We start from the raw sequence: 24,327 nt of genomic DNA on the forward strand, positions 1-24,327 counted from the left end.
AAAGTGTAGTGTCTCCAAAAGTTAGACTTTTCCAGAGTGAAAAAATCGATTCCATTTTTCATTGCATTTCTTGATTATTCTAATTCTACTCTAAGCAGCTTTCAAAGCTGCTTCTCTAAATTGTACTAGACTCTGCCAATTTAGTTTTCCTTTCATACGCTCATGATTGTAGTAATGGATATAACTTCAAGGGCTTGTTTCAATTTCTCAAAGATATGGTATTCTCTTCCGTGATAAATTTCTTTAGTAAACTAAAGAAATTCTCCATAATTGAATTATCTAGACAGCTCTCTTTTCAAGACATGCTTTGGAATATGATATGTTCTTTCAACGTATAGTTATAAGTATTCATTTGATTGGCATAACATTGATCGGAACGAAAGGTTCAGCTATAAATACAGTCTTCGATCACTTGAATGACTTCTTCCAACGCTTCCATAATCGCCGGTGTATTTGGCTTTTCAGAAATACGATAACAGATTATTACACTATTGTATATATCTAGACAAGGATGAGATACAGTTTCTTTTCACAGTTTACCCAAATTTGTCGAATTCAAAGTATTTAAATTCTGTCATATCTACTATGTTTTTTTGGTGACAAATACGGATATAGAAGCGTCGATGAATGCGATTCTTCGCAACCACTCCGATTTTCCCACGATAAGAATGATAGCTACGAGATTCTCGTATATACGATTTTACCTCCATCTCCAATTTTCGAATCAACCGTTGCACCTTCTTTTTATTGACGTGGGATTCTCGATTACGTAATTCCTTTGTCTGACGCAAACAGCTATAATCTTTATGTTTTCTCTTATTTTAAGTATTTCCTCCTTGTTGTCCTGATCTGGATTTGTGCGATCAAACCATTTTTGCCAATACATAAAGGTTGGCTTAGGAAATTTCAAGAAGCTCAACTAGTTTGAATAATCCTTAAAGGATGTCGATGATTCGTGCGATTGATTCTTTCGTCTTTTCAGTTCAAAATTATATCTAGCCATAAAAAAATGACCCCCAAAAAAGTTAGATTTTTGATCTAACTTTTGGAGGTTGGTACATTTGAATGCTTTTTTGTTTTATTTTTTGATAAATGTTCCTACAAATTCTTCGGAAATACCCTCGTCTTGACTATAAACAATCGTTCCACGTAAAATTGTTTGCACAACTTGTGCACCAATTTCACGACCAATATAAGGGCTGATTTGATTGCGATACGCTAAATCTTCTGCTTTTAACGTGTACGGTGCATTAGGTTTAATTAACACAAAGTCGGCATCTTTCCCAACACTGATTCGACCTTTTTGTGTTAACTCATAACGATCTGCTGGATTTGTTGCGATAAGTCGTGCAAATAAATCTAAAGACATGCCGCGTTTTTGAACGCCCTCATCAAAAAGGACATCGACATTATTTTGTACACCTGAGATTCCTCCCCAAGCTTCAAAGGCATTGTCTTTCTCTTTTAAATCTGGTGTACATGGTGAATGATCGGATGTTACAAAAGCAATTTCTTCTCGTAAGACTTTTTCCCATAAACCGTCTTGTGCTTTTTTATCACGAATTGGCGGAGAGCATTTCACAACTGGACCAATCGCATCTAATTCATCCGTTTCAAAGTATAAATAATGTGTACAAGTTTCACACGTTACATCTATACCTTCATTGCGTGCTTTGGTCACTTCTTCCACGCCTTCAGGACAAGCAATATGACAAATGTGAATGCGACAGCCAGTTTCTTTGGCAAGTAAAATCGCACGACGAATAGGTTCGACTTCTGTAAAAACAGGACGTGTTGCCACATAAGCTTTTAAGGTTGTTTCACCATTTTTATAAGCAATTTCACCTAATTTATCCGTAATTGGTGCATTTTCAGCATGAATCGCTAAGACTTTACCGGTCTTGGCGATTTGTTTCATCCCTTCATACAAAGCATAATCATCCACGTTCATAAAATCGCCATCGATTGTGCGGTCGCCACATGTCCCCATAAAACATTTATAGGCTGCAACGCCACCTTCATTCAACTCTTGGATACCACCTTCTAAATTAAATGGGACTAATCCACCAAATGAGCCCACATCAGCTTTTAATTTACCTTCTCCTGCTTGATATTTAATGTTTAATGACTTGGCATCAACAGTTGCTGGAACCTGATTTAAAGGCATCTCCATGAATGACGTCACGCCGCCTTTGGCACAAGCTGCTGTTCCTGTTACATATCCTTCCCATTCATCACGATAGCCACCACCAGGGTCAGTAATATGCACATGCGCGTCTACCATTCCAGGACTAACAACTAAACCTGTCGCATCAATTTCTTTTTCACCCGTTAAATCAGTGCCAATTGCTGCAATTAATCCGTCGTTGACTGCAACATCGGTTTGCACCTCGCCGCCTTCCAAAATAACTAATCCATTTTTGATGACTAAATCATAACTCATTATCCATTCCTCCATCTTTAATCATTTGTTTTTGTTGAAAATTTTTGTAAACCAAGATAAATGATACTCGCTGCTGCAAAGCCAACTAACCATGAAATATCTGAAATCATTTTTAGGCTAGAAATAAATTGTCCACTCAAACTCAATAATAACGCAATAATTGTGGCAATGTAGGCTTGACGATTAATGCCATGATATTGGTTGTTTTTGTTATTTTTCGTTGGATCCATGTATAACTTATCTAAATCAATTTGTTGTTTATTAACGAAGAAATAATGCGTCAACATGACACCTGCAACCGGACCTAAAACTGCACCGATTGTATTTAAGAAAATAAAAATACTATCTGCATTTTCCATTAGCTTCCAAGGCATAATGACAAAACTAATAATCGAAGCAATCAATACGCCTTTTTTGTAATTAATTTTTTTAGGGAATAATGCTGTCAACTGATACGCCGCTGGAATAATATTGCCTGTCGCGTTTGTTGAAATAGTTGTTAGTAAAAAGACCGCCATTGCTAAAATAATTGCTGGAAAATTATCCCAACGATCAATAATATTTAAGACATTCCATTCTTGAATATCGTAATGAATCGAACCTCCAATTAAAATGACCACACTAAAGATAGCGAAAATGGCATAACCGATGACTAAACCTAATGTTTGACCAACAGCTTGTTGTTTAGTTGATTTCGCATTTTGAGTAAAATCAGAAACACTGGCGCCTGGTGCAGCCCAAACAGCTAGAACGGAATTAATTACCATTAGATAACCAAACAACGGATGGATGGAACGTGTAACACCTACTGTATCATACGATAAAATAGGACCCATTCCACCAGCAACTGTAAAGGCCCAAATTGCCATTCCACCAAAAACGATATATATCAGAGGTGTAAGAATAGCGGTAAATTTGTTTAAAATATTTCCGCCACCAAAACCAATTGCCACGTTCAATAACCAAAAAGCGGTAAATGCAATTAATCCTGGAATACTAATGCCCAAAATCATTGTATCCCCACCTAATTCTAAAAATCCTGGCCAGATTTTGCCAATTAGAATGAGCAATGCTAACGATCCAGTGTAGTTTTGTAAACCGAACCACGCAATAGCAGCCACGCAACCACGCAAGAACCCTGGTAATTTTGCACCAACATTTCCATAAGTTGAACGTAAATGCATGGCAAATGGAATACCAAAACGCGAGCCTACAACACCATTAACGGTCATAAAGCCTGCAACAACAACTGCACTAATAATCAGCGCTAACATCACATTGAGTGGTGATAATCCTAAAAATAAAAATCCTCCCACTGCTGTATAATTGGGGATATTATGAATCGAGCCCATCCATAATGTAAAATAATTTTTGGCATCCATATTACGTTTGGTCTCATCCTTAGGTAATAAATCTTGGTTGTATCCCCTTTTTTCTAATTGCTGTAACTCTGTTGGTGACACATGATAATCATTTACTTCCACAACTACCTTCCTTTCTAATTTTATTTAACAAACAATCTGTTATCTTATTTATTTTTCACAAAGTCCCTTTCACCTTTAATTGTAATCGCTTAAAAAAACCTTTTCATTAGGTGTATTAACTAAAAAAAATATTTCATTTGTGAAAAACCGCTAATTAAAAAAAACGTTATTTATGATTCACTCCTTTAAAAGGACTTTCTGTTGTTCTAAAATGCAAAAAAACATTGAAAAGAAATCTTTCCAATGTTTTTTATTATTTTTCTTCGCCAATAATACGCACTTCTGTTTCTAATGAAACATCAAATTTCTCTTTAATGACTGCTTGAATATGTGCAATCAATTCTACATAATCTGTTGCAGTTGCATGATTGATATTCACAATAAAGCCTGCATGTTTTTCAGAGATTTGAGCGCCACCCCAAATAAGCCCTTGGATGCCTGCGTCTTGAATCAATTTTCCAGTGAAATGTCCTTCTGGTCGTTTAAACACACTACCACATGAGGGATATTCTAATGGTTGTTTTGATTCTCTTAGATAAGTCAATTCCTCCATTTGGGTCTTAATCGACAAAGGTTCACCTTTTTCTAAGGTAAAACGCGTATTTAAGACAATGCCTTCCATTTCTTGAATAATGCTGTGACGATAACTAAAATGCATATCTTCTCTTGTAAGTGTCCGAATCGAACCATCAGGAAATAAGACGTCACATGAAGTAAAAACGTCATTAATTTCTCCACCGTAAGCTCCCGCATTCATAAAGACTGCGCCACCGATACTTCCAGGAATCCCACAAGCAAATTCTAATCCTGTTAGTGATGCATCCAATGCGGCATAGCTAGTATCAATTAAACGTGCGCCGGCATCAACTTCAATCATTGTGCCATTCACTTGGATTTGGTTCATCTCTAACAACATAATGACTACACCACGAATACCACCGTCACGTACAATTAAATTGCTAGCATTTCCTAAGACTAACCACGGAATCTCTTGTTCACGACAATAATTGACTAACTGTTCGACTTCTTTTCTATTTTTTGGAAAAGCTAAAATATCTGCTGGTCCACCTGTTTGTGTAAATGTATAATTCATCAATGGCTCATCCATTAATAAAGCCATTTCAGGGAATTCTTTGATCATTTTTTCCTTTTTCACTGACAAACGCTCCTTCTTCTCAACGTCTTGTCTATTTTAACATGTTCTTCACAAACTGACTACTAGTTGGACTGTTCTTCATGTTGTTTTAACATTTTTGCGCATAATTCATGACTAACAAAAATATTTTCTTGATGTAATTTAGCCGTCTCTTTTGTTTGAATGGCTTCTAAAAATAGTTCAACCATCTGTTCAAATCCTCGTTTTCTCAAGGTTACTTCCCAGTCGCCAAAAGTCTGTGTCGTTTGTTGGTTTTGATTGAATATTTGTAACGTTACCAAATTATCAACAACCGCTGTCCCTTGTGATGAAGTTACTTGATACTGCTCACGACTAGCACCGCTTTTTAAATCCATGGATAACATTGCAGTGGTATTTTCCGTTTCCAATTGTAAAAAGGCTGTCTCCATACCAGCTGACGTATCGCGAATGCGACTGCTCATCGAAACAATCGGCTCATCTAATAGATAAACAGCCGTGTCAACTAAATGTAAAAAGACGTCAAAAATTTCAAACGCGGTTGGCTGTACGGAGTGAACCATATTTTTTTGTAAAAAAATTGTACGCTTATCTGGCATTGCTTTTAATTTTTCAACCATTGGCGCAAATCTACGGTTGAAACCTACCATAAGAAGTTTATTTCGGCGTTCTGCTAATTCTTGCAATTCACTAACTTCTGCAAGATTCTCACTTAAAGGCTTATCAATAAACACATGAATATCATTTTCTAAACATTCCTTAACTAAAGCATAATGACTATGTGTCGCTGTATGGATGAAGCAAGCTTCAATGTTTTCTGCTAATAACTCTTGCAGATTAGCTTTCATATGTTGCAATTGATAGGTTTCTTTTAATGCTTGTTGTACTTCAGGGTTACGTGTAGCGAAAAAAAATGTTGCTTGATTTTGTAATTTTACATAGGTCGGTAGATACGCTTTTTGAGCGATTCCTCCTAAACCGATAACGCCAATTTTCATATACTTGCTCCTTTATAATTGTTCTTACTTTTATCTTACACTTTTTTTGTTTAGAATACAGTAAGGAAAAACAAATTGGCAAGATTACGTGACATTTATTTCTTCGACGTACGCTTGGTCCTATTGAATTAACCGTTGATTTATAAGAGGTGAAAAAAATGAATTTTATCGCAATGGACTTTGAAACAGCAAACTATCAACGACATAGTGCCTGTTCATTAGCATTAGTCATGGTTCGCAATAGTCAAATCGTTGGCGAATATTATACCTTGATTCAACCAGAAACTGAATTTTTTTGGCGTAATATTCAAATCCACGGCATTCGACCACAAGATGTCGTTCATGCACCAAAATTTCCTGAAGTTTGGCAGCAAATTGAGCAATATTATCAAGAAAATAGTTTAATTGTTGCGCATAATGCAGGTTTTGATACGGGCGTTTTAACAGGTTGTTTAGAGTATTACGGGTTAAAACAGCCTCACTATCTTTCTTTGTGTACGGTCAAAACAAGTCGCAAATTATATCCTGAAATAGCTAATCATAAATTAAATACGATGTGTGAATTGTTGGATATTCCATTAAATAACCACCACGATGCGTTAGAAGATAGTCGCGCATGTGCCAATATTTTATTACAACAAGAAAAAATGTTTGGCGTGGAACCGTTAAAAAAATTGGTCATGATGAAATAAAAACAACGCCAAGCTGAGTTGGCGTTGTTTTTATTTGGAGATACGATTCAATCAATCATTAAACTCATCAATAACACATCTAAAAAGCGGCCATCGTCGCCTAAAGCCCCACGTTTCATTGTTGCTTCTAATTGAAAACCAAATTTTTCATATAAATGGGTAGCTCGTTTATTTTGAGTTTGCACGGTTAGTTCCAAACGACGGATAGATGCTGATTCTTGCGCCCAGATAATTATTTCTTCTAATAAAACACTGCCTAAGCCCATTCCCCAATAGTCTTTCAAAATTGAAATACCAACTTCACCAATATGAGCAATTCGTTTTTCCTCACTTGCTCGAATCGATGCCGTACCGATAAGCTGTTCCCCATTATACGCCACTAACAATAAATTATTGGAACTTTCATAAATTGCCTCAATGTGGTGTGCTAAAAGATCCGGACTTAAAGTGAAGCCTTCATCCATAACTAAAAATTCTGTTTCACGACTCACCTGATCCATCATGGCTAAAATATTAGTGGCATCTTCAGATAACGCTTCACGAATGAGCAAGTCAATGGCTTCACTCATAGTTGTTCCCACTTTTCAAGAATTCGTTGCTTAAAGCTTTCTCCTTGTTTGCCAAATGATGTCAGTGTAACCAATCGTTTATTTTCATCCTGTGAATCTTTTTCTAAAACTAATTCTAAGTAATCAACAGGTAAGGCATCAGCCAAAAGATTTCCCCATTCAATCACCGATAAACCGTCTCCTTCAAAATATTCATCCAGACCTAACTCACTTGCACCATGCTCTACACGATAAACATCCATGTGATATAAAGGCAATCGACCTGCTTCGTACTCACGAATAATCGTATAGGTTGGACTTTTAATCATTTGCTCAATTCCTAGTCCTTTAGCAATGCCTTTGGTTAAAGTAGTTTTACCAGCGCCTAAATCACCGGTTAAAACTAAATTGTCACTTGCTTGGGCGACTTCGCCAATTAGTTGAGCAAATGTTGCTGTTTGTTCGACATTTTCCAAAACAATCATACCGCTATTACTCCATTTCCTTTAACTTCTCGACTAGTATAGCTTTTTTTAACTGAAATAGCAAAAAGAGCCATCGCTGAAACGACGACTCTTAAAAACAGCGATTAAGCCATTAATGATTGGGCTGCTGTAATAATTGATAGTTTGTAAACATCTTCTTCGTTACAACCACGAGATAAGTCAGAAACTGGTTTGTTCAACCCTTGTAAGATTGGTCCAATTGCTTCAAAGTTACCAAAACGTTGTGCAATCTTGTAACCAATGTTACCTGCTTGTAAATCTGGGAATACAAAGACAGAAGCTTTACCTGCTACGTCTGATTCAGGAGCTTTTAATTGAGCAACAGATTGAATATATGCTGCATCAAATTGCAATTCACCATCAATTGCTAATTCTGGAGCTAATTCTTTGGCAATTTTAGTCGCTTCAATGGTTGCATCCGCTTGAGGCGCTTTTGCTGAACCTTTTGTAGAGAAACTTAACATTGCTACGCGAGGCTCAATATCAAACATTTCAGCTGTATGAGCAGAAGCAATCGCAATTTCAGCTAATTCTTTTGGAGATGGTGCTACATTAATCGCACAATCAGAAAAGATATATTTTTCTTGTTCATTCCCGCGCATCATTAAGAATGCGCCACTAGTACGGCTAATTCCAGGTTTTGTTTTAATAATTTGTAAAGCAGGACGTACAGTGTCACCCGTTGAATGAATCGCACCAGATACTAAACCATCTGTAATTCCCATGTAAGTAAGCATTGTACCGAAGTAGTTTTCATCTTTTAATAACTCTTCCGCTTGCTCTCTTGTTACTTTTCCATTACGACGTTCAACAAACGCATCAACGATTTGATCCCAACGACCGCAGTTATCTGGATCATAAATTGTCATATTCGCAATGTTGATTCCACGAGTTGCCGCAGCTTTTTCGATTTCATGTTGTTTACCGATTAAAACAGGCTCGATTAGCTCTTCCCCTTTTAAACGAGCAACGGCACCTAAAATACGTGTATCAGAAGCTTCTGGGAAAGCAATACGGATGCCACGACGAACGATTTTAAATTTTAAACTGTCAAATAATTCCATGGATAATAACCTCCAGATTTTTTATACATTCCCATCATACACTATCTTAAAAAAAAAGAACAGTTTTTTTGTCTGTATTAATATCAAAAAGAGTATCTAATTGACTTTTACACATCATTTTTTCTTTCTGCTACAATTTACTCTTCCTTCTGTTATACTCTTTCCGGAAGTTGCCAATTAATTGGTGTTTCTCCTAAGGCAATTAACGCATCATTGGTTTTTGAAAATGGCTTTGAACCAAAAAAACCACGGTGTGCCGAAAGCGGGCTCGGATGAACAGAGCGAATGATAATATGTTTTTGTGTATCAATCATCGTCATTTTCTGTTGTGCTGGTTTTCCCCATAAAATAAAAACTATTGGCTGTTCACGTTCGTTTAGTTTTTGAATAATTACATCTGTTAATTGTTCCCAGCCTTTTCCACGATGAGAGTAAGCTTGTCCTTCTCGTACGGTTAAAACAGTGTTTAACAATAACACACCTTGTTCTGCCCAAGACGTAAGATATCCATGCGTAACAGGTGGAATTCCTAAATCATCTGCTAACTCTTTATAGATATTTTTTAATGATGGTGGAATTTTTACTCCTGGTTGAACTGAAAAAGATAAACCATGCGCTTGATTCATTCCATGATAAGGATCTTGACCTAAAATAACTACTTTCACTTTTTCGTAAGGTGTTTTTTCTAATGCTTCAAAAATATGATACATATCTGGAAAAATGCGTTGGGTTTGGTATTCTTGTTTTAAAAATTCACGGAGTTCTAAATAATAGGGTTTTTGGAATTCTTCTTCCAAGATGTTTTGCCAACTGTTATGAATAATTGTTTTCATATACGTTCCTCCTTATTTCTTTTAGAATAGCGTAATCTGTTAGAAACGACAAGTCTCGAAAACCCACGTTGACTTCAAGAAAATTTCTATTTTTTGTGGTAAACTAAAAGAGAATTACAGGAGAAGAAAGGGTTGCTTATATGATTAAATTAATTGCTTCAGATATGGATGGTACGTTATTAGACGCAGAAATGCGGATTTCCCAAGAAAATATAGAAGCGATTCAATACGCACAATCGCACGGCATTGAATTTATGGTTGCTACTGGTCGGAATCGTTCTGAGGCACTACCTGCATTAGAAGAAGCCGGCATTGACTGTGCCATGATTACCTTAAATGGCGCACAAGTCTTTGACCAAGAAGGAAATGTGGTCTTTAGTGCACCCATCGATTTAGAAACGACACAAACTATTTTGGACATTTTAGATGAACATCAAATCTATTATGAAGTGTCAACAAACAAAGGAACTTATTCAGAAAGCAAAGAACAACGCATTGAAAATTTTGCTGCGCATATCGCAGAAACGATGCCTCATTTAACTCATAAAATGGCGATTGCGATGACAGTCGCGCGTCTTGAATTTTTGCCTATTCATTTTGTGGACAGTATCCATGAGTTGATTGTTCAAGATGAAATTACTATCTTAAAAATCATTTGCTTCCATAAAGAAGGCGCTGTGTATCTAGGTCCAGCCGCTAAAAAAATTAATGCTTATGATGAATTGTTTGTAACCTCATCTGGTGAAAATAATATTGAAATCAATCATCGCGCTGCTCAAAAAGGAATTGCTGTCAGTCATGTTGCATTGAACAGAAATATTGATATGAAAGAAGTTATGACTATTGGGGATAATTTAAATGATGTAAGCATGATTCAAGCAGCAGGTGTGAGTTTTGCAATGGGCAACGCCCTATCAGAGCTCAAAGAATATGCAAAATATGTCACTGAGCCAAATGTTCAATCGGGTGTGGGAAAAGCTATTCGTCGCGCGATTGATGAAGAGTTGTAAGCTGTAACGTATCGACCAAACGGAGGTGAGAGGTCGTGTCTGAATTTTTTATTCAAGAACAATTGAGTGCCGTAACAAGAACCGTCATTAAAGATGAAGCGGGCCACTCTCTTTATTTACTCGTCGGTCGTTGGGGAACCAAAGGCGATGCGCTATCACTTTATCGCATGAATGGAACTTTGGTTGCTAGCATTAAACAAGTTAGCTTTACATTTGGCAAACGGTTTGAAATCTACGAGAATTTCCAAAAAGTTGGTACTATGCAAAAAATTTTTAATTGGCCTGGTGACTTCTATTATGTTCAACAACTACATTGGCAAGTCCACGGTGATATTTACAATCATCATTATCAAATTCATCACTTTAAAGAAGAAATTATGCGGATGTACAAAGCAAGTTTGCTAACCGGTGATTTTTATGTCTTGAATGTTATTGATGACAAAAACGCTCCAAAATGTATTTGTATCGCAGCAGTTTTAGATTATTGGCTGTATAATCGCAAACCCAAAGAATCACTTGAATATAGGCTTAAATTTGCTGATACATTTGAATAAAAAACAGCATGTAACATGAATTAACTGCTCTAAAAGTTGAACCTTTTAGGGATAGTACCTCATAGTACATGCTGTTTTTTTATTAAATATTTTTTTGCATGTGGTTATACTTATGGCCACTAAGCATTTGTTCTCCCACTACTGCAAAACCTTTTCGTTCATAGAGACGTTGCGCATTGGGATTGGCTTGGTCAACACAAAGGCCAATCACAGATTTCGCTTCTCTTTTCGCCATTTTATCTAGTGTATCTAGTAATTCAGAGCCAATTCCTTGACCACGAAACGCTTCATCGACACAAATGGTATCTAAATACCACTCATTTGGAAATGTTTCTGGATCAAGGAAGAGTGGACGCTCGGTCATTCCCTTTTCTTTTAAAACACGAGCTAAGGCATCATCGACAATTGCCTCTTCTTCTGCAGGATAGCCAAAAGCAATTCCCGCAATTTCGCCAGCCACTTCTTTGACCAAGCCTCTCTTATAACCATAACGATACGTTGGGTCTTTAACTGCTTCAGTTAAAATCTCGATGGTCTTTGCTTCGCCGATTTCTTTGACAAATGGCAATTCCATATCCTTCAAAATAACCAGCACTAATTTCGCAATAGCTAAACCGTCTTCTGATGTTGCAAATCGAATCATTTATTCTACCTTCTTTTCATTTGTATAGGTTTTAGTCTGCTGAATTTCTTATTTTTTGTTATACTGTTCCATAGGAGGAATACACAATGAATATCCTATATATATCAATTTCAGGCAACACTCGTTCTTTTGTCGCTCGTATGCAAGCCTTATCTGAACAAAAACACGTAGAAAACCCTGATTTCCCTATTATACAATCAAAAGAAATTCACGACAACAGTTTCGACGAAGCCATATCTGAACCATTTTTCGCTATCGTTCCTACGTATTTAGAAGGTGGCAATGGTGTGGACAACGGCGATCAAGAAATTTTAACGGAAGCGTTACGCGAGTATATTGCATTTGAAAATAACGCAGATTTTTGTTTAGGAATTATCGGTAGTGGGAATAAGAATTTCGGTTATCAATATTGTTTAACAGCGAAACAATACAGTCAGCAATTCGACACGCCTCTACTAGCAGATTTTGAACTTCGTGGAAATAATTCAGAAATAGCAGCAATCTATGAAAAGTTAGTCACAGAATGGAAAAAAGTCGCTCAGTAAACAAGGTAACGAGAATTAAATGAGGTGATAATTTGTTTCAAGTATTAAGAACATTTTTATCGGTATATGAAACACATAATTTTACGCGCACGGCAGACAGTCTCTTTTTGTCACAACCCACTGTTTCTGCCCAAATCAAAAAATTAGAAGACCATTTAAATGTTTCACTTTTTATTCGTAATGGAAAACAAGAAATTATTCCAACAAAAGAAGCCGATTTTTTGTACCCACGTATTTTAAAAATCATTGAAGAATGGGAAGATGCGACTCACCATGTCAGCACGCAAAAGAATTTTCGAGATAAATGTATTTTTGCTAGTTCTCAAACATGTGGGGCCTATCTGATTCCTAAATTTGTGCCAATTTTGATAAAAGAGTTCCCCATGATTGATTTTAGCTTTCCAATTATGTCTAGTGAGAAAATTATCCATGATTTAGAAAAATCCAAAGTTGACTTTGGTTTAATTGAAACTCCTGAACGCAGTAGTCAAATTGATCGTTATTTGATTGCAGAAGATGAATTAGTTTTAGCTGGTAATTTAACTTCTAATTATTGGTTATTACCAGAATCAGATTCCCCACTAGGAGAAATTAACGAGAATTATTTAAAAATTCGTAATCTGGTTCCTCATATCATTCAAACAAACAGTCATGAAATGACGTTAGCTTTACTAAAAAATGGCGTGGGAAAAACAATCATTTCTAAATTAGCACTCAATCAATCTATTCCGTGGTGTTCGTTAGAAGTTGGGAGTCAACGAAGCCTTTATTTTGTAACTAGACAAAAAGTCGTTTCTGAAGAATTAGCAGCTGTCGCAAGCTTTATCCAAGAACAAATCAAAAAAGCCAATCATTCTTAAAACTGGACTTGTGAATAACTAAAAAGAAGCCATCGTTTTTACGATGACTTCTTTTTTATCCACATATTTGCGAGTGGATTGTTTCACAATTTTTACGTTTCACAAAAAAGATCGAGGAGAAAATTCATAAAACCTTTTGTTCATCATGCTTGTTCCGCTTTCACCTTTTCAAGCTTGTTTTCCTTCGTGAAACAAAACATTCATTCAAAAAATTGTTTATCCACGCTGTATTGTTTTCCTTGCACAATATCATATTGAATCAACTGATAGTCATTATAAATTTCTTGGGCTTTTTGATCTAACGCTAACTCTGATTGCCATTGACCATCTTGTAAATACATCCCTTTTTCAAAGGCAGGTAATTCATTTTCCAATTTTAATAACATGTCATAAAAAGGTGACAACAGCAAATTGCTTCGTTCAAATAGATTAGGCGCAAAATAAAATGGACTGGTTATTTGATTTGGCTCAAATTTCCATTCATTTTGTGAATCCCACATTAAAAATTCTGTTTCATGAAGTGTGCTTTGTTCATTTTCTGCTTGAACTTCATCTGAATAAATTCCCGGTAAATGATCGCCCCAAAAAACAATTAATGTCCGACGTGGCAGTTGTTCTACTTGATTGATAAAATCACTCAAGGCTTGACTACTGTAGGCAATGTCTTGTAGATAATTTCCAACACTATTCATATTACCTGTACCTTTTGCTGAATAATGCAAGGTATCATATTTTCCACCATAAGGCATGTGCGTTTGCATCGTCACTAAGTGCACAAATTGTGGTTGTTGGTTGTCTTTCAAAATATCCATGATTTCATCATAAGCTGCTTTATCAGAAATATAGGGATTTTGTTCAATTTTATCTGTATGCTTCATTGTCTCTTGATCTAAAAACTGGTTAAAACCTAGAATATCATAGACATCTTTTCGTTTATACATTGAAGTATCATACGGATGAATAGCTGTTGTTTCATACCCTCGTTGTGCAGTTAAGGAAACCAATGACGGTAAATTATCCATTTTTGGAACTAACAAGGTGTATGGTGTCGTCATTTGTGGATTAAATAATTCCATTGAAAAGCTAGTTAATGCTTCAAATTCAATGTTAGCAGTGCCACCACCGTAATTTTGCGATAACATTTTTCCACTATACGTTTGGTTCGCTCGTTCGTAGTATTCTTTCAATGGATCGCCTGTAATTTCTAATTCATTTAGATGACTTGGGTCAGAAAAACTCTCACTCATAATATAAATAATATTCGGCTCTTCGGTTGCTTCTTTTTTGCTAGGCTGGTATTTCTCTGTAATCTCATCAATTGTTTTTTCAGAATACGCTTTAGGCTCTTCCATTGCTTCCACTCGTAAGTTAAATAAAAAACCACCCATGAAACCTGTATTATAGTAGTTCATTTGCTGTGAATATGGAATCCATAAAGCCGTGCGATTATAAGCTTTACGCAATACATTAGTTTCATCATTAAAATGACTCACATAAATTAGCCCTAAAAAACTAAGTGCCAAAACCGATACACGAATAATTTGACGTTTTTTTGGTAAATAAATGCTACGATACAACTGCCAGCCAAAAATTCCCAACGCACCAATTACAATTAAAATCGCCACGACAAATGGTCCTGTACCAATCATTTCTTTTAATAAATCAAATTGTGTGACCATTTTCAAATCATCTGGATAAATCGGTTCTTGACGATATAACATTTTAAGATAGGTAGCGTAACCAATTAATAAAATGATGACACTATAAACGGTGGTGCCCGCAATCCAAGAACCTGCTAAACTAATCAAAAACAAATAAAAAATCCCTAACACTAAACTACCTAAAAGAAATTTTTCTGTATGCCAAGAAAAAGCAAATTTTAGTGCTAAGTCAGCAGATAAATTATTTTGACACCATTGTAAATAAAGATTGCTAAGAATAATTCCTACCAAACTCACAACAGTTGCAATACTATATTTAATTTTAGAATTTATTTTCAACGAAAAACCTCCTCCATTAGTGTTTTATTTTAAGCCTCTTTTTTACAATTGTAAATGACAAACAACATAAAACTATCCGAACTATATGAAAGAACATCCCCTAATTAAGGTGGGTGCTAAGGTCTAATTAGACCTTAGTAGCAATCTCTCGATAGTTCGGATAGTTTATTCTTAAACTAACTTATTTTTACTTCCAAAAGTCATCTAAAACTGTGATCGGCAAATGACGTTTGTGCTCGCCTTTACGCCACCAATTCTCTAAAGTTGCTTGAGCTTCTGGAGAAATAGTTTTTCCTTCTAAATAATCATCAATTTCATCGTACGTAATACCTAACGCGACTTCATCTGCAATCAGTGGTTTGCCATCTTCTAAATCTGCAGTTGGTATTTTTGAATACAATTCTTCTGGAGCCTCAAGTTCAGCTAACAATTGACGGCCTTGACGCTTATTCAAACGGAAAAGTGGTAGAATATCTGCACCACCATCACCAAACTTCGTAAAGAATCCTGTCACATTTTCTGCCGCATGATCGGTTCCAAGGACAGCACCCGAAAATTCACCCGCAATGGCATATTGTGTAATCATTCGCTGTCTTGCTTTAATATTTCCTTTATTAAAATCAGAAACTGTCACACCCACGGCTTCCAAAGACGCGACTTGTGCATCAACAGCTGGCTTGATATTAACAGCTAATTGACTATCTGGATTAATGAAGGTCATTGCTTTCTTTGCATCCTCTTCATCCACTTGTTCGCCATAAGGTAAGCGCACTGCAATAAAATGATAATCTGAATCATTGGTTTCATGACGCATTTCTTCCATCGCTAATTGTGCCAATCGCCCAGCTAAAGTTGAATCTTGTCCGCCACTAATACCTAATACAAAGGTTTTTAAAAAAGGATGCTTCACTAAATACGCTTTTAAAAAATCAATACTGCGACGAACTTCTGTATAGGCATCAATTTCTGGTTTTACGCCTAATTCTTGAATAATTTCTTCTTGTAAACTCATAAATTCGCTCCTCCTTGTTCATTAAATGCTTGAACTTGCTTACGGACTTTATCCATAATTGCCATTTTATGGTTCCAACATTCTTGTGATAAATCGACAGGATACGGTTGTGGATTTAAGTCTCGTTTGTATTCATCCCATAAAGCATCTAAACATTGATGAGAATACGCTTTGATATGTTCTAAGTCAGGTAATTCATAAATCAATTTTCCCTCTACAAAAATATCTTGCAATAATGGACGTGCTTCGAAATCTGTGACGGTTTTATTAATATACGTATGAACTGGATGGAACATAAAGATACTCTCTTGTTCTGTTGGTTTTTCATCCCATAAAGTGACATAATCACCTTCTGATTTACCATCTACTTTACGAGTAATCCGCCACACTTGTTTTTTTCCTGGTGTAGAAACTTTTTCTGCGTTACTAGATAATTTAATGGTGTCTTCTAAGATGCCTTCTTCATTTTCAATGGCTACTAATTTATACACAGCTCCTAAAGCAGGTTGGTCATAGGCCGTAATTAATTTTGTTCCTACGCCCCATACGTCAATTTTTGCTTTTTGCATTTTTAAACTTAAAATAGTACTTTCATCTAAGTCGTTTGAAGCATACACTTTTGCTTCAGTAAAACCAGCTTCATCTAATTGTTCTCGGACTTTTTTCGAAATGTACGCCATATCTCCACTATCAATCCGTACACCTAAGAAGTCAATTTTGTCGCCCATTTCCTTTGCGACACGAATAGCATTAGGAACTCCTGATTTCAAGGTATCATACGTGTCTACTAAAAAGACACACTCTTTATGTGTTTTGGCATATGCCATAAATGCATCGTAATCATTGCCATAAGATTGAACCAATGAATGCGCATGAGTACCACTTGCTGGTATACCAAAAATTTTACTTGCACGAACATTACTTGTTGCGTCAGCACCGCCAATAAAAGCTGCACGTGTTCCCCAAATCGCTGCATCCATTTCTTGTGCCCGACGAGAACCAAATTCTAATAAAGGATCATCGCCAATCACTGATTTAATACGAGCTGCTTTTGTCGCAATCAAGGTTTGGAAATTTACCATATTCAATAAAGCTGTTTCAATTAATTGTGCTTGGGCTAAAGGACCTTCTACTTGAATCAATGGTTCATTGTTGAACACCAAATCGCCTTCTTTAACTGAGCGAACCGTGCAACTAAATTTAAACTCTTTTAAATACGTCAAAAAATCTTCAGAATAGCCGCCTACTTCCCGTAAATAAGCCAAATCAGTCTCTGTAAAGGTTAAATTTTCTAGATATTTTACCAAACGTTCTAATCCTGCAAAAACGGCATATCCATGTTTAAAAGGCATTTCTCTAAAATAACATTCAAAAATTGCATGTAAATCGGCACGGCCTAATTCCCAATAAGTTTGCATCATATTAATTTGATATAAATCGGTGTGTAAAGTCAAACTGTCATCTGTATATGTTTTTTGCATACGCTAGTAACTCCCTTGTCAATTTCTATTTATTATTATAACAAAAAAAATTAAAAATACCGACTCAAGCGCAAAAAAGCGATAGTTTTTTCACTATCGCTTTAATTTTTAGCTTATTTTTGAATCAAGTGGTCAAAAATGTAGGTTCCTAAACCACCTGCCGCACATTCACCAGCTTGTTCCATACAAACGGCTTTAACGTCAGTATTGGCATTTGCCATGGCAACAGAAACATCCACCACTTCAAACATCGGCACATCGTTCTCGCCATCCCCAAAACCATAACTTTTCGCCTTTGGAAAATTTTTCAGATAAGATAAAATAGCCGCACCTTTTGTCGCTAACGGATTGACTACTTCCAATGTTTGTTGGTATGACTCGAAAATATACGCGCCCTCTATTGCTAACTTGTCGCGTAAACTCTCTTTTTGTAAATCATCTGCTTCCATCAATTCAATTTTAATGATATTTAATTCTGGATGTTCTTGTATAAACGTAGGTACACTTAAAATATTGTGGCATTCTTTTGTAAAATAGACTTCTTTATAGTCCATTATCTCAGCACCGATCGTTCCTAATTCTGATTCGAATTTGACATGCAAGTCTTCAAAATGCGTGTGGTAACGCGTAATCGTGTTCACAAAGACACCTTGGTCCGTATGAATAAAATAAAATGTATTTTCGGATTCTAAACGAGCTAAAAGCTCTAAACACACTTGATGGTCGAGACAATTTCTCAATCGTGGTTCTTCATTTTCTAACTTAATTCCTGCACCATTACCAAAAATAATGTCGCATGGAAGATTAGTTGTTGTTAATAATTCTTGTGCTAATTCATAACCTCTTCCTGTTACAAAAACAAAATGATCGCCTTGATCATGGAGTGCTCGAACCGCAGCTAAGTTAATGGGTGGTACCGTCTGACCAAAATCTTGAAACGTACCGTCCACATCTGAAAATACAATATTCATGCTCTATCCCTTTCTCACTCTTCATCGGTTAATATACTCAGGAAAACGTCTACTACAGCAGGGTCAAATTGCGTTCCGGCATTGACACGAATTTCTTCGATTGCCGCTTCTCTTGACAAAGCTTTCCGATAAACTCGATCATTAGTCATCGCATCGTATGAATCAGCAACTGCTAAAATGCGACATGCAAGTGGAATTTCACATTTTGATAATTGGCGTGGATATCCTTGTCCGTCCCAACGCTCATGATGCGCTAAAATCAAATGAGCAAAGGGGGCTAATTCTGGTGTCGCTTGGGCAATACGATAACCAATTTCTGCATGACGCTTCATTTCTCGCCATTCACTGTCAGTCAATCTTCCTGGTTTATTTAATACATTCGGATCTATTCCCACTTTACCAATATCATGGAGTAAACACAATAGGTCTAATTCATTTAGTTCATTCGAAGTGAGTTTCATCTTTTTCCCAATCGCATGGCAATATTGAACCAAACGATGAGAATGCTCTTCGGTTTCATTGCTTTTTTCATATAATGTCGCTAATAAGCTGTTAATAATAGCATGACGATAACTTTTGCCATCAAGTAATTTTTGATGATACATATATTCTTCTGCCTCATTCATTGCTTCTATAATTGTTTTGGTAGGACTTGTGATTGTCGCAAAACCTAAAGATACGCTAGCTTTGATCCCAGCAATACCTGGAACAGTGATTGGCATTTGGCGAATCTTTTGCACCATTTCCTCTGCTGCTACCAATTCTGTCTTCGGTAAAATCATCATAAATTCATCGCCACCCCATCGAGAAATAATATGTTCTTCAGAAAAGACACCGTTAAAAGCCGATGCGATTTCTTTTAATAATTCGTCACCTGCTTTATGACCAAACACATCATTCGTCAATTTCAAGCCATTGACATCCGCCATCACTACAGTAATCGGGAAGTTACTTGGTTGACTAAAACAATCAAAATGCTCTTCTATATAATGACGATTATACAATTTTGTAATCGGATCACGATAACTTAAAAACTCAATTTGTTGAATATGTTCCAATTCTCTTTGCACATCTCGAAAAACAATCACTACGCCTTGATAGTCATTATTTTGATCTTTAATTGGCGCTTCACTTTTAGTAATTGGTAGCCAACGAGAGTCTTTCGTTAATAATAATGCGGTGTGCTCGAATTTAACTTGTGAGTCTTTATAGAACATCGCGTTATCTTTGAAATCAATTTTTTCATGCGTCTTCTCATCATAAATAGTGAAGATATCTTCAAACGGTTTACCTAGAACCTCTTGACTTTGCCACCCAGTAATTTTGGCTGCTTCATCATTAAAACTAGTAATGTTGCCTTGCTCATTCATTGCAATCACACCATCACCAATCGATTGTAAGGTAATTCGTAACAACTCTTCCTCGTGTATTAATTTTCGACGTAAATTTTCTCGATCAGTCACATCATATGCAATGACATAGTGGATATGTTCACTCCCATCCCATATCGGGCTACAATAGACATCTAATAAACGTTTTTCACCATTTTTTAACGTTTGGGGTACTGAACTTAATAATGTATTTCCTCGCCCTTTATTATTGTAGTTTTTGTAAAACTCATCAATCCATAATTCATTAATATCTGATAGTCGAAGCTTTAAAAATTCCTCTTCTGTATATCCATAAAAATCACAGGCAGAAGGATTCACGGATAAAATTTGCTCAGTTTTCACATCAAAAATGATTTTGATTGCCGCATGTTGGTCAAACATTGCTCGTAACCTTTTACTTAGTTGCTGATTTTCTTTTTTTACTTTATTTACTTCTGAAACATCTTTACTGTAAGACAAAATATACGGAATCCCATAAGTACTAAAGATAGGTGTTAGTTCTGTATGTAAAGTAAAGTTTCGCTCACCTACTTCATAGCTCCGTTCATATTGAACCAAACGATTTTTCTGAATTGCTTCATCCAAATAACCTTCTATTTTTTGTCGCAAATCCGTTTTGAAAACTGTCGAAAGCGGTTCTGCGTTTAAATCTTTTAACCCCGTCAATTGCATGTATAACTCATTGCTTTTTACATAGCGATATATGCCTTCATTAAATTCTAGTAATGCTAAGGCATAATTTTGACTTTCAAATAATGGCTCTACAATACGCACTATTTCCATCCGTGATTCTGTTTCTTTTTGCAGTGCTAGTTGTTCATCAGCTAATCGTAAAAACAAAACCATTTGTTTGTTATTTAATGGCATCGCACTCATTGTAAAATATTCGTTAGCACTTGCTATAAAACAAGTTAATTCGTGTGTTTTATTATAGCGAATTGCATAATTACATAAAGACAACCAAATTTTTTCTTCATGAGGAAATTTTTTAAGAAGTGACGAAAGTTTTTCTCCAATTTGTTCTTGTTTCCAATGTAACATTTTTGCAAAGCTTTCATTCATAGCTTGTAATCGGAAATCGACCACACTATTTTCTAAATCAAAAATTAGTTCAATTTGACAACTTCCTAATGAATTCATTGCCTGTGTATTTATTATATTGTCTTTAATCATTCATCTACCACCAGTTTTGAATCATTTCTTCTAGTTCGTTCAATTCTTCTCTTATTTTAGCAAGCACCTTTCAGAAAAGCAATTTTAGGACTAGCTTGATTGAATATATTTTTTGTTTTTTTATTAAAGAAAAATAAAAATTCTAGTAAAAAACTGATTTAATAGCGCTCGTTATCTGGATTTATTAAAAAAATTCATTTAATTTTTCTAAAATATTTAAATTAATTTATAAACCCTGGCAACTTATCAATTGTCTCTATAAATCATCTGCAGTAATTTCAGGTTCCGCTAAAATTTCCTCTTCACATAATTTTATAATATTATTCGGGTTATTTAATAAGACTTTTTTAGCGAATTTGAAAGACTAAGCAGTATTTTTCAGCACCTGTTCAATTAAACACACAGATTCATCTGCTAAACAAAAAAATTTAACGTTCAAGCATTGATTTACGACGTTTAAGCTAAAAGTGATTGCTTACAAATCAATGCTAGGATTATCAATGTAGGTAAGAACTATTTCATTGAGGAGTGATCTATTATAAAAAAATGGGATGATATTTTTATTGTTGTATCTATGATTCTAGTTATAGCATTAGTTTTAAATCCAAGCTTATTACTATTTGAGGGTGACTTCTTTTGTAATTTCTAAAGCTCTATACGCTATTACATTTATAGCCATGTTATTTACACTTGATTTAAAATTCCTTAAATAAATCTTTTTTATCCTATCATGGATACATTTCCTTAAAATAGAGGGCTATTCTCGATTTTTATGTTTGAATGGATGAAGAGCTATGGATGCAAGTACAACATTGCATTTTTATACTTATGTAATGAAAAAACAAGTAAACCAGTGTTTAAATAAACTGCCAAGTTTTGCTTCTTTCAGATGATATAGAACAAAAATAAAACGACAATCCCTTTTAAAACAGGGATTGTCGTTCGTTTTTACATCATACCGCCCATCATTGATGGATCCATTGCTGGCGCTGCTGGTGCAGCTGGTTCTGGTTTATCAGCAACAACTGCTTCAGTTGTTAATAATAATGCAGCTACCGAAGCGGCATTTTGTAACGCTGAACGAGTTACTTTTGTAGGGTCAACGATTCCAGCATCTAACATGTTTACCCATTCACCTGTTGCAGCATTGAAACCAATACCTAATTCAGCATTTTTCAAGCGGTCAATAATTACTGAACCTTCATAACCAGCATTTTCAGCAATTTGGCGTACAGGTTCTTCTAACGCACGTAAAACAATACGGATACCAGTTGCAGCATCACCATCTGCTTCAAGAGCAGCAACTTTATTGATAACATTCACTAAAGCTGTCCCACCACCAGAAACCATGCCTTCTTCTACAGCGGCACGTGTAGCATTCAATGCGTCTTCAATGCGTAGTTTTAGTTCTTTTAATTCTGTTTCAGTTGGTGCACCAACTTTAATTACTGCTACACCACCAGCTAATTTCGCTAAACGTTCTTGTAATTTTTCACGATCGAAATCAGAAGTTGTTTCAGTAATTTGGTTTTTAATAACTTGAACACGTGCTTCAATGGCTTCTTTTGTACCAGAACCTTCAACGATTGTTGTATTGTCTTTATCAACAACTACTTTGCTTGCTTGACCTAAAGTATCAATTGTTGCATCTTTCAAATCTAAACCTAAATCTTCTGTAATCACTGTACCACCAGTTAAAATAGCAATATCTTCTAACATTGCTTTACGACGGTCACCAAAACCTGGTGCTTTTACCGCAACGACGTTAAATGTTCCACGAATTTTATTCAAGACTAATGTTGGTAAAGCTTCGCCATCTACATCGTCTGCAATAATTAATAATGGTTTTGATTGTTGTAAAATTTGTTCTAATAGCGGCAAGATATCTTGAATGTTTGAGATTTTTTTATCTGTAATCAAGATGTATGGATTTTCTAGTTCTGCTTCCATTTTATCGTTATTTGTTACCATATATTGAGATAAGTAACCACGATCAAATTGCATACCTTCTACAACATCTAATTCAGTTTCAATTCCTTTTGATTCTTCAATTGTGATAACACCATCGTTACCAACTCTTTCCATCGCATCAGCGATATACTCGCCAACTTGTTCACTACCTGAAGAAACAGCCGCTACTTGCGCAATTGCTTCTTTAGAGTCAACAATAGAAGAGATATTGTGTAATTCTTCAACTGCAGCTTTTGTTGCTAATTCAATCCCACGACGAATACCTAATGGATTTGCGCCAGCAGTAACGTTTTTCAAACCTTCGCGAACAATTGCTTGTGTTAAAACAGTAGCTGTAGTTGTACCGTCACCTGCAATATCATTTGTTTTAGAGGCAACTTCAGAAACTAATTTTGCACCCATATTTTCAAAATGATCTTCTAATTCGATTTCTTTAGCAATTGTTACCCCATCATTGGTAATCAATGGAGAACCATATGATTTTTCTAAAACAACGTTACGACCTTTAGGGCCTAATGTTACTTTTACTGTATCTGCTAATTTATCTACACCTCGTAGCATTGCTGAACGAGCGTCTTCTGCGAATTTAATATCTTTTGCCATGATTTTTTTCACCTCAAAGTTTTTTTATACTGCGTATGTTTATTTGATTATTCTACGATTGCAACAATATCTTTTGCTGAAAAAATCAGATATTCTTTACCGTCGTATTTCACTTCTGAACCAGCATATTTTTCAAATAAAACAGTGTCACCAACTTTAACTGGTACAGCTGCTAGTTCCCCATTATCTAAGACGCGGCCTTCACCAACAGCGACAACCGTTCCTGTTTGCGGTCTTTCTTTTGCTGCAGATGCTAAAACAAGTCCTCCGACAGTTTTTTCTTCTTCTTTTGCGACTTCGATCAATACACGATCACCTAATGGTTTTAACACGATAAATCCCTCCAATTAATTTCTAATCTCTATGATTTGCTGTCATTAGCACTCTCATATATCGAGTGCTAACTTACA

Annotated in this window: 21 protein-coding genes and 1 pseudogene; 5 read left to right on the forward strand and 17 right to left on the reverse strand. The window is 35.8% G+C overall.

Features of this window, described 5'->3' with window-relative positions:
• Window positions 1-90 precede the first annotated feature (90 nt).
• The 5 genes and pseudogenes from AC4BC7_RS07550 to AC4BC7_RS07570 form a co-directional block, all read right to left on the reverse strand.
• Window positions 91-979 (reverse strand): annotated as a pseudogene (locus AC4BC7_RS07550) (transposase); the annotation flags it as partial.
• Window positions 980-1,078: 99 nt separating this feature from the next.
• Entirely contained in the window at window positions 1,079-2,443 is a 1,365-nt protein-coding gene (gene allB / locus AC4BC7_RS07555) for an allantoinase AllB (protein ID WP_490504286.1), read from the reverse strand.
• A 17-nt stretch (window positions 2,444-2,460) separates the two neighbouring features.
• The gene (gene allW, locus AC4BC7_RS07560; protein ID WP_490504419.1) at window positions 2,461-3,825 is read right to left on the reverse strand and encodes an allantoin permease; all 1,365 of its coding nucleotides are present in this window, start codon (window positions 3,823-3,825) and stop codon (window positions 2,461-2,463) included.
• Between the two features lie 355 nt (window positions 3,826-4,180).
• Window positions 4,181-5,083, reverse strand: coding sequence for a UDP-N-acetylmuramate dehydrogenase (murB, locus tag AC4BC7_RS07565; protein WP_490504287.1), 903 nt, complete (start codon window positions 5,081-5,083; stop codon window positions 4,181-4,183).
• Window positions 5,084-5,145: 62 nt separating this feature from the next.
• Window positions 5,146-6,060, reverse strand: coding sequence for a Gfo/Idh/MocA family protein (locus AC4BC7_RS07570; protein WP_490504288.1), 915 nt, complete (start codon window positions 6,058-6,060; stop codon window positions 5,146-5,148).
• Window positions 6,061-6,218: 158 nt separating this feature from the next.
• Between AC4BC7_RS07570 and AC4BC7_RS07575 the strand changes: the two genes are divergently transcribed.
• Window positions 6,219-6,752, forward strand: a complete 534-nt coding sequence (locus AC4BC7_RS07575; protein ID WP_490504289.1) for a 3'-5' exonuclease — start codon at window positions 6,219-6,221, stop codon at window positions 6,750-6,752.
• Between the two features lie 47 nt (window positions 6,753-6,799).
• On the opposite strand, the gene AC4BC7_RS07580 is transcribed toward AC4BC7_RS07575, so the two are convergent.
• The 4 genes from AC4BC7_RS07580 to AC4BC7_RS07595 all read right to left on the reverse strand — a co-directional run bounded on the left by AC4BC7_RS07580 (window position 6,800) and on the right by AC4BC7_RS07595 (window position 9,703).
• Window positions 6,800-7,321, reverse strand: coding sequence for a GNAT family N-acetyltransferase (locus AC4BC7_RS07580; RefSeq protein ID WP_207941318.1), 522 nt, complete (start codon window positions 7,319-7,321; stop codon window positions 6,800-6,802).
• Complete coding sequence (gene tsaE / locus AC4BC7_RS07585; RefSeq protein WP_207941319.1) at window positions 7,318-7,785, reverse strand: tRNA (adenosine(37)-N6)-threonylcarbamoyltransferase complex ATPase subunit type 1 TsaE; 468 nt, start codon at window positions 7,783-7,785, stop codon at window positions 7,318-7,320. Before tsaE ends, AC4BC7_RS07580 begins: the two co-directional genes overlap by 4 nt.
• Before the next feature lie 104 nt (window positions 7,786-7,889).
• Window positions 7,890-8,870 carry a phosphate acetyltransferase gene (gene pta, locus AC4BC7_RS07590; RefSeq protein ID WP_207941320.1) on the reverse strand — a complete coding sequence of 327 codons (981 nt, stop codon included), beginning with the start codon at window positions 8,868-8,870 and terminating at the stop codon, window positions 7,890-7,892.
• 152 nt (window positions 8,871-9,022) lie between these two features.
• On the reverse strand, window positions 9,023-9,703 hold the full coding sequence (locus tag AC4BC7_RS07595) for a uracil-DNA glycosylase (RefSeq protein WP_490504290.1): 681 nt from the start codon (window positions 9,701-9,703) through the stop codon (window positions 9,023-9,025).
• Window positions 9,704-9,843: 140 nt separating this feature from the next.
• On the opposite strand from AC4BC7_RS07595, the gene AC4BC7_RS07600 reads away from it, so the two are divergent.
• Both AC4BC7_RS07600 and AC4BC7_RS07605 read left to right on the forward strand, forming a co-directional pair.
• Complete coding sequence (locus tag AC4BC7_RS07600; RefSeq protein WP_207941322.1) at window positions 9,844-10,713, forward strand: Cof-type HAD-IIB family hydrolase; 870 nt, start codon at window positions 9,844-9,846, stop codon at window positions 10,711-10,713.
• 35 nt (window positions 10,714-10,748) lie between these two features.
• A complete protein-coding gene (locus AC4BC7_RS07605; protein WP_490504291.1) occupies window positions 10,749-11,267 on the forward strand; it encodes an LURP-one-related/scramblase family protein in 519 nt (172 codons plus the stop codon).
• Between the two features lie 82 nt (window positions 11,268-11,349).
• Here the strand turns inward: AC4BC7_RS07605 and AC4BC7_RS07610 are convergent, their stop codons facing one another.
• Window positions 11,350-11,910, reverse strand: a complete 561-nt coding sequence (locus AC4BC7_RS07610; RefSeq protein WP_490504292.1) for a GNAT family N-acetyltransferase — start codon at window positions 11,908-11,910, stop codon at window positions 11,350-11,352.
• A gap of 86 nt (window positions 11,911-11,996) precedes the next feature.
• Between AC4BC7_RS07610 and nrdI the strand changes: the two genes are divergently transcribed.
• Both nrdI and AC4BC7_RS07620 read left to right on the forward strand, forming a co-directional pair.
• On the forward strand, window positions 11,997-12,455 hold the full coding sequence (gene nrdI / locus AC4BC7_RS07615) for a class Ib ribonucleoside-diphosphate reductase assembly flavoprotein NrdI (RefSeq protein WP_490504293.1): 459 nt from the start codon (window positions 11,997-11,999) through the stop codon (window positions 12,453-12,455).
• 32 nt (window positions 12,456-12,487) lie between these two features.
• A complete protein-coding gene (locus AC4BC7_RS07620; RefSeq protein ID WP_207941326.1) occupies window positions 12,488-13,315 on the forward strand; it encodes a LysR family transcriptional regulator in 828 nt (275 codons plus the stop codon).
• A 200-nt stretch (window positions 13,316-13,515) separates the two neighbouring features.
• Here the strand turns inward: AC4BC7_RS07620 and AC4BC7_RS07625 are convergent, their stop codons facing one another.
• The 7 genes from AC4BC7_RS07625 to groES form a co-directional block, all read right to left on the reverse strand.
• Window positions 13,516-15,315 (reverse strand): LTA synthase family protein, encoded by a 1,800-nt coding sequence (locus tag AC4BC7_RS07625; RefSeq protein WP_490504294.1) that lies wholly within the window; start codon window positions 15,313-15,315, stop codon window positions 13,516-13,518.
• A gap of 187 nt (window positions 15,316-15,502) precedes the next feature.
• A complete protein-coding gene (gene nadE / locus AC4BC7_RS07630; protein ID WP_490504296.1) occupies window positions 15,503-16,327 on the reverse strand; it encodes an NAD(+) synthase in 825 nt (274 codons plus the stop codon).
• The gene (locus AC4BC7_RS07635) at window positions 16,324-17,808 is read right to left on the reverse strand and encodes a nicotinate phosphoribosyltransferase (protein WP_207941330.1); all 1,485 of its coding nucleotides are present in this window, start codon (window positions 17,806-17,808) and stop codon (window positions 16,324-16,326) included. The genes nadE and AC4BC7_RS07635 overlap by 4 nt, the downstream gene beginning before the upstream one ends.
• 113 nt (window positions 17,809-17,921) lie before the next feature.
• Window positions 17,922-18,779 (reverse strand): HAD-IIB family hydrolase, encoded by an 858-nt coding sequence (locus AC4BC7_RS07640; RefSeq protein ID WP_490504298.1) that lies wholly within the window; start codon window positions 18,777-18,779, stop codon window positions 17,922-17,924.
• Between the two features lie 14 nt (window positions 18,780-18,793).
• Window positions 18,794-21,343 (reverse strand): sensor domain-containing diguanylate cyclase/phosphohydrolase, encoded by a 2,550-nt coding sequence (locus AC4BC7_RS07645; protein WP_490504300.1) that lies wholly within the window; start codon window positions 21,341-21,343, stop codon window positions 18,794-18,796.
• Window positions 21,344-22,291: 948 nt separating this feature from the next.
• Window positions 22,292-23,917: a chaperonin GroEL gene (gene groL, locus AC4BC7_RS07650; RefSeq protein ID WP_207941336.1), complete on the reverse strand. Its 1,626-nt coding sequence runs from the start codon at window positions 23,915-23,917 to the stop codon at window positions 22,292-22,294.
• Between the two features lie 47 nt (window positions 23,918-23,964).
• On the reverse strand, window positions 23,965-24,249 hold the full coding sequence (gene groES / locus AC4BC7_RS07655; RefSeq protein ID WP_207941338.1) for a co-chaperone GroES: 285 nt from the start codon (window positions 24,247-24,249) through the stop codon (window positions 23,965-23,967).
• Window positions 24,250-24,327 lie beyond the last annotated feature (78 nt).

The sequence above is a fragment of the Enterococcus sp. AMC1623 genome, assembly GCF_058216495.1.